Origin of the sequence: Porphyromonas sp. COT-108 OH2963 (assembly GCF_000768895.1) — a bacterium.
Taxonomy (GTDB): Bacteria; Bacteroidota; Bacteroidia; order Bacteroidales; family Porphyromonadaceae; genus Porphyromonas_A; species Porphyromonas_A canoris.
Map to the genome: position 1 here is coordinate 152,923 of NZ_JRAP01000015.1, position 8,352 is coordinate 161,274.

At 43.8% G+C, this 8,352-nt stretch carries 9 protein-coding genes; 5 read left to right on the forward strand and 4 right to left on the reverse strand.

The window, feature by feature from the left end:
* The first annotated feature begins 33 nt into the window (after positions 1–33).
* Genes HQ39_RS08450 through recA form a run of 3 tightly spaced genes read left to right on the forward strand, consistent with a single transcriptional unit; the run spans position 34 to position 2,779 of the window.
* The gene (locus tag HQ39_RS08450; protein ID WP_036788151.1) at positions 34–1,230 is read left to right on the forward strand and encodes a saccharopine dehydrogenase family protein; all 1,197 of its coding nucleotides are present in this window, start codon (positions 34–36) and stop codon (positions 1,228–1,230) included.
* Positions 1,227–1,694 carry a thioredoxin-dependent thiol peroxidase gene (bcp, locus tag HQ39_RS08455; RefSeq protein WP_036865403.1) on the forward strand — a complete coding sequence of 156 codons (468 nt, stop codon included), beginning with the start codon at positions 1,227–1,229 and terminating at the stop codon, positions 1,692–1,694. The genes HQ39_RS08450 and bcp overlap by 4 nt, the downstream gene beginning before the upstream one ends.
* A 20-nt stretch (positions 1,695–1,714) precedes the next feature.
* Complete coding sequence (gene recA, locus HQ39_RS08460; RefSeq protein WP_036788147.1) at positions 1,715–2,779, forward strand: recombinase RecA; 1,065 nt, start codon at positions 1,715–1,717, stop codon at positions 2,777–2,779.
* 546 nt (positions 2,780–3,325) lie between these two features.
* Here the strand turns inward: recA and HQ39_RS08465 are convergent.
* On the reverse strand, positions 3,326–3,730 hold the full coding sequence (locus HQ39_RS08465; protein WP_036865404.1) for a hypothetical protein: 405 nt from the start codon (positions 3,728–3,730) through the stop codon (positions 3,326–3,328).
* Positions 3,731–4,451: 721 nt separating this feature from the next.
* On the opposite strand from HQ39_RS08465, the gene HQ39_RS08470 reads away from it, so the two are divergent.
* Both HQ39_RS08470 and HQ39_RS08475 read left to right on the forward strand, forming a co-directional pair.
* Entirely contained in the window at positions 4,452–5,036 is a 585-nt protein-coding gene (locus HQ39_RS08470; RefSeq protein WP_036788143.1) for a Crp/Fnr family transcriptional regulator, read from the forward strand.
* Between the two features lie 110 nt (positions 5,037–5,146).
* On the forward strand, positions 5,147–6,031 hold the full coding sequence (locus tag HQ39_RS08475) for a pirin family protein (RefSeq protein WP_036788141.1): 885 nt from the start codon (positions 5,147–5,149) through the stop codon (positions 6,029–6,031).
* 454 nt (positions 6,032–6,485) lie between these two features.
* On the opposite strand, the gene HQ39_RS08480 is transcribed toward HQ39_RS08475, so the two are convergent.
* The 3 genes from HQ39_RS08480 to HQ39_RS08490 all read right to left on the reverse strand — a co-directional run bounded on the left by HQ39_RS08480 (position 6,486) and on the right by HQ39_RS08490 (position 7,998).
* The gene (locus HQ39_RS08480; protein WP_200879172.1) at positions 6,486–7,049 is read right to left on the reverse strand and encodes an NADPH-dependent FMN reductase; all 564 of its coding nucleotides are present in this window, start codon (positions 7,047–7,049) and stop codon (positions 6,486–6,488) included.
* 131 nt (positions 7,050–7,180) lie between these two features.
* Positions 7,181–7,528, reverse strand: coding sequence for a hypothetical protein (locus tag HQ39_RS08485; protein ID WP_036865406.1), 348 nt, complete (start codon positions 7,526–7,528; stop codon positions 7,181–7,183).
* A gap of 242 nt (positions 7,529–7,770) precedes the next feature.
* Positions 7,771–7,998: a hypothetical protein gene (locus HQ39_RS08490; protein ID WP_152565548.1), complete on the reverse strand. Its 228-nt coding sequence runs from the start codon at positions 7,996–7,998 to the stop codon at positions 7,771–7,773.
* Positions 7,999–8,352 lie beyond the last annotated feature (354 nt).

Below are 8,352 nucleotides of genomic sequence, written 5' to 3' on the forward strand. Positions count from 1 at the left end.
CATCCATCAAAAACATTAAAAGAAATAGAACGAATGAAAGGACGTGTTCTCATTATAGGTGCAGGCGGTGTCGGTACCGTTGTCGCCAAGAAAGTAGCAATGAACAGCGATGTCTTTACGGACATTATGCTGGCAAGTCGCACAAAATCGAAGTGTGATGCCATCGCTGCAAACATTAAAGAAGCAAAGATCAAAACGGCTCAGGTAGATGCGGATAGCGTAGAGGAGTTGGTAAAGCTGTTTAAGGAATTCCAGCCGGAGCTTGTCATCAATGTTGCTCTTCCTTATCAGGATCTCACCATTATGGATGCATGTCTTGAGTGTGGCGTGAACTATCTCGACACTGCAAACTATGAGCCGATAGACGAAGCGAAGTTCGAGTACCATTGGCAATGGGCATACAAAGAGAGATTTGAGCAAGCAGGGCTTACTGCGATACTTGGTTGCGGTTTCGATCCGGGTGTTACCGGCGTATTCACAGCGTATGCAGCCAAGCATCATTTCGATGAAATCCATTACCTCGATATTGTTGACTGCAATGCCGGAGATCACAAACGACCCTTTGCAACCAATTTCAACCCGGAGATCAACATTCGCGAAATCACTCAGAAAGGTAAATATTGGGAGAATGGTCAGTGGGTAGAGACCGAACCGCAAGAGATTCATCAGCCTATCACTTACCCTGAAGTGGGTCCGAGAGAGTCTTATCTTCTTTACCATGAAGAGCTGGAGTCTCTTACTAAAAACTTCCCGACCATTAAGCGAGCACGTTTCTGGATGACTTTCGGGCAGGAATATCTCACACACCTTCGCGTTATCCAAAACATCGGAATGGCGAGCATCGAACCCATCATGTACGAAGGTCGTGAAATCGTTCCGATTCAATTCCTTAAAGCAGTGCTTCCTGACCCGAAAGAGTTGGGTGAAAACTATACCGGACAGACCTCTATCGGCTGTCGCATAAGAGGTATAAAGGATGGTAAGGAACGCACTTACTACGTGTACAACAACTGTAGCCACGAAGCAGCATATAAGGAAACCGGAGCACAAGGAGTAAGCTATACCACCGGAGTACCTGCGACAATAGGTGCGATGATGTTCTTCAAAGGCATCTGGCGTAAACCGGGTGTATATAACGTGGAAGAGTTTGATCCGGATCCGTTCATGGAAGAGCTCAACAAACAAGGCTTGCCATGGCATGAACAATTTGATATTGACTTGGAACTATGATAGCTGTCGGAGATAAAATACCCGAGTCTCTCGGATTGGATCAAGACGGAAAAGAGATCAAGGCTGCCGACCTATTGGGGCAGCCTTCTCTTCTCTATTTCTACCCTAAAGACAATACTTCCGGCTGTACAGCACAGGCATGCAGCTTGAGAGACGGCATCGAAGAGCTGAAGAGAGTAGGTATCCGGGTTATCGGGATCAGCAAAGACTCTGCCAAGAGCCATAAATCTTTCATCGAAAAGTACGATCTCCCTTTCACCCTCATAGCAGATACCGAACATGTTCTGCAAGAGACATTCGGCGTTTGGGTCGAGAAAAGCATGTATGGTAGAAAGTACATGGGTACCCAACGCACCTCTTTCATCATAGATGCAGAGGGCAAGGTAACACACATCATATCCGGTAAAGAGGTACGCACAAAGGATCATGCAGACCAAATATTGGAGATACTCAAGAACAATTAACACTCAAAACTTCTAAAAACATGGCAAAAAAAAGCGATATAAATGACCCAACGGTAGAAGCAGGACAGAAATCGGACGAAAAAGCAACTCTTGAAGCCAACAAGAGAAAAGCCCTGCTCGCTGCCATGGAAAAGATACAGAAAGACTTCGGTAAGGGAGCCATCATGAACATGGCTGAGGATGTCGTGGACGATGTCGAGGCTATCCCTTCCGGTTCTCTTACTCTCGACTTGGCTCTCGGTATTGGTGGCTATCCTCGTGGACGTATAGTGGAAATCTACGGACCGGAGTCTTCCGGTAAAACGACCCTTGCCATCTATGCCATTGCTGAGGCTCAAAAGCAGGGCGGACTGGCAGCCATCATTGACGCCGAACACGCTTTCGACAGATTTTATGCCGAAAAACTGGGCGTTGACATCAACAACCTCTGGATCTCTCAACCCGACAACGGCGAGCAAGCACTCCAGATAGCAGAGCAGCTCATCCGCTCTTCTGCGGTAGACATTGTTGTCATCGACTCCGTAGCGGCACTTACCCCTAAAGCCGAAATAGACGGAGCAATGGGTGATGCCAAGATGGGGCTTCATGCCAGACTTATGTCTCAGGCGCTGAGAAAACTTACGGGAGCAATCTCTAAGAGCCGTACCTGCTGTATTTTCATCAATCAGCTTCGAGATAAGATTGGCGTGGTTTACGGACCAAGCGAGACCACAACCGGAGGTAATGCTTTGAAGTACTATGCTTCCGTACGTTTGGAGATACGCAAAGGCACACCATATAAAGATGGGGAAGAGGTTTATGGTTATCCTCTAAAGGTAAAGGTTGCCAAGAACAAAGTGGCTCCTCCATTCCGCAAAGCGGAGTTCGATGTCATCTTTGGCGAAGGAATAGACCGCGTGGGCGAGCTCATCGACCTCGGTGTAGAGCATAACATCATTGCAAAAGCAGGTTCATGGTTCAAGTACGAAGGTACCAACATCGGACAGGGAAGAGATGCAACGAAAGAGACACTCAAGAATGACCCGGATCTGCGAGAAGCGATAGAAGTTGCAGTATTAGAGGCCATAAATGGCACTGATAAGTAAAATTTGGGCGCTTTCAGGTATTGAGACTTTAAAAGATTAAGGATATAGCGGTTAAAAATATGACGTACGACATATATACTAAATTGCTTCAAGAGGTAAAATGGACGAAATTTGCATTAGAAAGTAGAACCTAATCAATCTTTCTTACCTCATATCTAAATCTTTTGTGGAACATACGACAATAGTTGAACGTAGGCTGTGCGAGAGCACGGCCTGCGTTATTTTTTTTATACTCTTTTCGGAAAACTTTTATTGAGGCATGTTTTTAGATAATAAGGTAAGATGATTCTTCATATTTCCCCATCCGGGAAACGCTTCTCGGTGATCTGCTTTAAGAGCCGGGCGATCTGTCTTTCTTTCTGAGTTATCTTTCCGGTAAACTTCTTTAAAGGTGTGCTTTAAGAGATTGGACGGGACCTCCTTCTATCTCTACTGCTTGGGAAACCCCTGCTGAGGGGCTGCTTTAAGGTGGGGGGAGTGTGCCTTTCCTCTTTCTTTGTTCGGGAAATTTTTGTCGGAATTATACTTCAAGCGGACGGAAAAATCTTATGCTCTCTTTATTCTGTTCCATATTCTCTCGAAGACGGGAACAGCTATGGCTATTACGAGAGAAACGATAACATAAGAGAAAACAGTGTCATTGCTCCACGTTGAAATGATGTAAAAGCTCAGCAGAACAGAGTAAAAGAAAGGTATCCTGTACAGCAAATGACTCTTTTTCAGCTTCTGTATCTCTTTGCTCACCCTCTTCTTCTCCTCTTTTTCAACCTTCTTCTTTAGAAAGTGCTCAATGAGAGCGGCCATAAGCATCACGGCTAAAAGAACTCCCATACAGATGTAATGGCTTTTTCTGTCCGAAAACAAGAAAAGGCATGCCGTAAAAGTGATGGCGTAAAATAGTGGATAGGATACAACTCGAAGCAGATTTCGATGATTTTCTTGCATGTTCATTCTTTTTTTTGAGCTGCAAAATTACCTATTTTCTTCCTCAAAAGAAAGCAGAGAAAATAGGAAAAGTACCACTTAGAGCAGGATTTTTATACAAAAACGATCTTCCCAAAATTGCCCCTTAAAAGCCCTCCGGAAACTTTTTTCTTTGAGTAAGAAAAAGGATGATAATCTCAACTTGCTGTATATAAGCGGATTAAAAATCAGGCGAAATTCGGAGAAAAAATTTTCTCAGTCCGTTTGATGGGGCTTTTTTGCGTTAATAGGTGTGAAATTTAACACCTTTACCTGTAAATGTTTCCTAATAAAGAAATTTGCCTTTTGGGGTGCATTTTAGGGCAAAAACATGTATATGTTTGGTTGTTAGTATTTTAATGATTTTGGCTAAACACGTTAATCGAATCCGGTAAACGTGTTTAATGAAATCGGTAAACGTGTTCATTGAAAAATTAAACACGTTAAGCCGGAAATATTGGTATGGAATATATAAAAATGACTTTTTCTGCCGAAGTGAGTCCGACTGAAAGTAGGGATGCATTATTAGTATACATGGACAAGAACCATTAGGAGAAAGCAGAGAGCTTTTTGATAAAATGCATATCCTTTTTTGGGGGCTGATAATAAGTGCATTAAATCTTGTTTCGGAGCATCTTTTCAGGGTGTTTTCTTCAAATATGTATATCTTTGAATATATAATGGTCTGCCTTTTAAAAAAGAATGTAGTATGAGAGAATATTTCTTTGATGACTTTCTTCGCTCTAATGTCCCACTAACCGATGAGCAGAGGAGTATGCTCTTCAAGCACAGTATGGTGAAAGAGTACGATCGAGGAGACTTTATCCTGAATGCCGGGGAGACTTGTGTCCATCGATTTTTTATCGAAAGAGGAGCGATACGAGAGTATTCGATAGACCCCAAAGGAAAGGAACACTTGCTGTTTTTTGCTGTCGAGGGATGGTTTTTGATGAATGTAGACAGTGTGTTTTTCAACCAGCCGTCTAATCACTTTATCCAAGCCATAGAGCCGACCCGACTGCTCTTGATCAATGAAAATCAACTCCAAAAGCTCGTCCGTGAGGATCCTGCTTTCGCAGAGCTTGACAGACAGTTGCTATACGAGCATATACAGATGCTTCATCGACGTATCACGCTTCTTCAGAGTGCTTCAGCGGAGGAGCGTTACTTGCGGTTCATCAAGGATTTCCCCGAAATCCCTATGAGGGTGCCTCAGACAATGATTGCATCATATCTGGGGATCACTCCGGAGAGCCTGAGCCGTGTCCGAAGAGCAATCGCAAAAGGGAGATAAGGGTCTCCATTGCTTCTTAACATAGGTCAATGTCGGAGAGATCAACAGGGACTAACTTTGCGATGTAAAATAAAGTTGATAGTAACAATAGCAAAGAAAGGACTAAAATTATGAGAACGAAAGATATTGCACTTGTGACAACGCCGCAATCTTCACACTGGGTAGGCGACGGCTTCTTTGTCCACAACTTTATCCCTTCTGTCAAAGGACTCTCCATGCAGGAGATGGATCCTTTCATCCTCCTTGACTATAATGCCCTTCGTGAGGTTGCTCCAACAGATCTACCCGGGGGAGTGGATGTCCATCCGCATAGAGGATTTGAGACGGTAACCATTGCCTATGAAGGTGAAGTTGAACACGCTGATAGTGCGGGACACGGTGGGCTCATAGGGCGTGGAGATGTACAGTGGATGACAGCTGCCAAGGGAGTCTTGCATCGAGAGTTTCACGGTACGGAATGGGCGAAAAAGGGTGGACCGTTTCAGATGGTGCAGCTTTGGACAAACCTTCCTGCCAAAGACAAAATGTCTCCTCCCAAGTATCAGTCCATAACCAACGCATCTATGGGTAAGCATATCCTTCCCGATGATGCCGGGATGGTCGAAGTGATCGCCGGCGAATATCAAGGGACAGTAGGACCTGCAACTACCCACTCCCCTATATATCTTATGAATGCCAAACTTAGAGAAGGTGGTCGGGCGGACTTTTCCTTCCCGGCTTCTCATAATACGGCACTTCTTGTGATCCGTGGAGCTATCCGCATAGGAGATCGAGATATAGACACAGATACCTTTATCAAGTTCGCTCACAATGGAGAGGATTTCGCCATCAAGGCTACTCGCCCCGATACGGTGGTTCTCTTGATGAGCGGCGAACCTCTTCGAGAACCGATAGCAGCCTATGGGCCATTTGTGATGAATTCCAAGGCTGAGCTTTTACAGGCTTTCGAGGACTTTAACAACGGTCGCTTCGGACACCTTGACACTAAACGATAATTTTCCTGTACACACACTTTTGCCAATTTCTGACAGCTCACTCGGAGGATATACTCCAAGTGGGCTGTTTTTTTTAGTCTTTGGTTGTTTAATGGCATAGCTTACTCTCCTATATAATGAGAGCCAAAGTTATCAGTTTTGAACTCTATCTTGTGTTGTTTTGAACGTTTGTGTCGTGAGGTCCCCCCCCAATAAACTTATTGTAACGATATGGAGAGATGTCTGGCTTCTTCTTAAATTCGGATGATAACAACGATTCCTATTACTCGTATTTAGAATTCTTTTTCGGAAAGTTCTTCTCAGGCTTTGTTGGAGAAAATCCAATGAGAAGTAAGTAAACTACGGTGTCCGATACAAAACTTCCGCTCTGCTCCATCGGATGTATTAGTGTACATGAAAAGAGGGTGTGTCAAAATGAAAGTTTTGACACACCCTCTTTTTTTATTGGACTTTATTATTTTTCCAAACGTGCCAGAAGTGTACTGACAGCTTCGGAGCATTGAGCCTTTAGGGTATGGTCCGTGATGCTGAGACTCTCGATGTCGAAGTTGTGCCCGAAACTCGGAAGCGAAAAAGTAGCAACGACATCTGCTCCGTAGAGAGGAAATGTACTTTTGGCAGCAGCAAGGACATTTGCTCCGCCAAGTCGACCGGGTGAGGTACTCATGAGGAGCATGGGTTTCTGTGCAAATACCTCACGACGAACGCGAGAAGACCAGTCGAATATATTCTTGAAAGCAGCACTATATGAGCCGTTGTGTTCAGCCAATGAGCATACTATGGCATCAGCTTCATCCATGGCTTCGAGAAATGCTTTTATTTGAGGAGGATAGCCGGCTTTTTCTCTGTCTTCAGAGAAGATCGGCATCTCATAATCGTTGAGATCGAGAAACCGGACTTCGTGTCCGAACATCTGATTCAATACAGATGTAACGAGATGTCGGTTGATTGAAGTGCTTGAAGTGCTGCCGGAAAATGCAACAATCTTAATCGGTCTTTTTGTAGATACTTCATTCATAATAAAATCTTTTTTTTGTGTTTGAACTGATTATAGAGAGGAAAGTGATATTTTGCTCTACGAGCTTACACATGGTCTATCCCCGAAGTCCTTTCCCACAACATCATTGGAGTCATAGAAAGAGGCTGTTCTTAAAACGAAAAGACATCGTCTTTGACGACATAAGTTGCTTTCAGTTGAGATTTGAGGCTTTTGATATGGTTGCTGAGTAGGGAGCCGAGAGCATCCGGCTCTATCGTATCCACATCCAAGAGAAGAGCTTCGGGCTGTTGGATCTCGAGCATTTTTCGGATGAGTGCACGATCAGAATTATTGATATCTGGATCTATGACAACGATGTCAAAGAGGATGCCCTGCATCTTTTCCACAGCTTCTTCGGCGGTTGAAGCAACAGTATACCTGACCTCTGTGATACGCTCCAAAAGACTAATATGGGCTTTAAAATCTTCTCCTACAAGTAGAACGTCAAATTTCATCATAATTTTTCCCTTTCTTGTTATTGTGATGCAAAGATACGGTACTGCCCAAAGGTGTACATTGATCTATGATAAGAAGATGAATTCTTCTTTGACGAACGTAATGGGCGGATATTATACCGATTTTAGGAAATGCTAAGAGATGAATGTATGGAAAGTCAGCCCCGGAAGAGATAGCGAGCTTCTTCCTCTAAGAGATCGACATAGCGTGTGAAGAAAGAGTTCGAGTCTTGGAATGCCGTGTGTTAGGGCTTTAATAACAGCTTGATGTGCCACTTTGACAGCAGGAAAGGAGCTGGAGAGACGAACAGTATGGTAACTTTTGGGGAAGCTATTATGAAAAGGGATGCCATAAGATTCAAACTTTTGAACTCAGCATTCAGATAAAGATAACCATCGGTAGTAATGAGGTCGATATGAGGTGTCGCAGGATTCATCGAAAGAAGATCCCCCCCCAGTTGTAATCGTTTCAACCGATGCAACCACAATGCTGATGATATAAGGGTGCTTGATACTCCCACGCTGAAAGAATCAATTCTGTATCTTTTGTTAGTAAAGTTTGGTAGAATGAAAAACTCTTTCTAACTTTGCACCCACGAAACGGGAGAGCAGATCTCCTGTGAGGAATACGAGATCATAGACATATCGGAAGAGAAGAATATAGTAGGATTGTCCTGTACTCAAGTATGGGATGATATAAAACTACAATAGCCGTATTGTACCGTAATTGGTATGATATGCGAGAGCAAAAAAATATAAGCAAAAGAAGGGCAGACGGTGGATGCCTTGGCTCTAAGAGGCGATGAAGGACGTGATAAGCTGCGAAA

Coding starts and splice junctions, on each gene's coding strand:
- HQ39_RS08450 (WP_036788151.1), top strand. CDS start 34: ATGAAAGGACGTGTTCTCATTATAGGTGCAGGCGGTGTCGGTACCGTT.
- bcp (WP_036865403.1), top strand. CDS start 1,227: ATGATAGCTGTCGGAGATAAAATACCCGAGTCTCTCGGATTGGATCAA.
- recA (WP_036788147.1), top strand. CDS start 1,715: ATGGCAAAAAAAAGCGATATAAATGACCCAACGGTAGAAGCAGGACAG.
- HQ39_RS08465 (WP_036865404.1), bottom strand. CDS start 3,730: ATGAACATGCAAGAAAATCATCGAAATCTGCTTCGAGTTGTATCCTAT.
- HQ39_RS08470 (WP_036788143.1), top strand. CDS start 4,452: ATGAGAGAATATTTCTTTGATGACTTTCTTCGCTCTAATGTCCCACTA.
- HQ39_RS08475 (WP_036788141.1), top strand. CDS start 5,147: ATGAGAACGAAAGATATTGCACTTGTGACAACGCCGCAATCTTCACAC.
- HQ39_RS08480 (WP_200879172.1), bottom strand. CDS start 7,049: ATGAATGAAGTATCTACAAAAAGACCGATTAAGATTGTTGCATTTTCC.
- HQ39_RS08485 (WP_036865406.1), bottom strand. CDS start 7,528: ATGATGAAATTTGACGTTCTACTTGTAGGAGAAGATTTTAAAGCCCAT.